This is a genomic window from Jeotgalibacillus sp. S-D1, from assembly GCF_004358665.1.
In the GTDB taxonomy this organism is placed as follows: domain Bacteria; phylum Bacillota; class Bacilli; order Bacillales; family Jeotgalibacillaceae; genus Jeotgalibacillus.
Genome location: NZ_SMZR01000043.1, coordinates 1 through 715 on the forward strand (window position 1 = coordinate 1; position 715 = coordinate 715).

Consider the following 715-nt stretch of genomic DNA (forward strand, 5'->3'; position numbering starts at 1 on the left):
TTACGTCTATACTGTTTACAAGGTGGATAGCGATCGGCTTAAAGCAGATGTTGAGCTTTACCCAGATGCTTATCAAATAGAACGAGCAAGACGTCTTAACTGTAGCCAAAGAAGCATCAGTCGTGCACTGAAGCGACTTGGTATTACTCAAAAAAAAGACACTGCATCATCCTAAATCAGATGAAGAAAAACGTCAGTTATTCGCTGAGCAGTTAGCCTGGTATGAAAAAGATAACCGTCCTGTCGTTTACTTAGATGAAAGTGGCTTCAAGGCACATGATTACAGACCTTACGGCTATGCCAAAAAAGGTGAGAAGTGCTTTGGCGAGCATAACTGGCAACTAAAAAACCAAACCAATGCTATAGGTGCTATTTACAATAATCAGTTATTCGCAGTAGGTCTTTACGACTGTAGTGTTAATAGTGATGTATTCCATAGCTGGGCTCAGCAACTGTTATTACCACAACTTCCCCTTAATAGTGTGATCGTTATGGATAATGCAACTTTCCATAAGGGCCTTGATATTCAAAAAATCATTGAAGATTCAGGACACACTATTCTATGGTTACCGCCTTATAGTCCTGACTTAAACCCTATTGAGCAAACTTGGGCTTGGGTTAAGAAAAAGCGTCAAGATTGGGGAATAGATTGTATCGATACGTTATTCTTCTATTTTCTTTGGCTGTGTGACTGTTTTTAAGGGCTATGACTATA

General features: G+C 39.4%; 2 protein-coding genes. Both read left to right on the top strand.

Annotation, left to right across the window (positions count from 1 at the left end; genetic code table 11):
- The first annotated feature begins 22 nt into the window (after positions 1 to 22).
- Positions 23 to 175 (top strand): IS630 transposase-related protein, encoded by a 153-nt coding sequence (locus E2R51_RS20575; RefSeq protein ID WP_368773693.1) that lies wholly within the window; start codon positions 23 to 25, stop codon positions 173 to 175.
- Positions 138 to 701, top strand: coding sequence for an IS630 family transposase (locus tag E2R51_RS20580; protein ID WP_037032278.1), 564 nt, complete (start codon positions 138 to 140; stop codon positions 699 to 701). The genes E2R51_RS20575 and E2R51_RS20580 overlap by 38 nt, the downstream gene beginning before the upstream one ends.
- Positions 702 to 715: the final 14 nt, after the last annotated feature.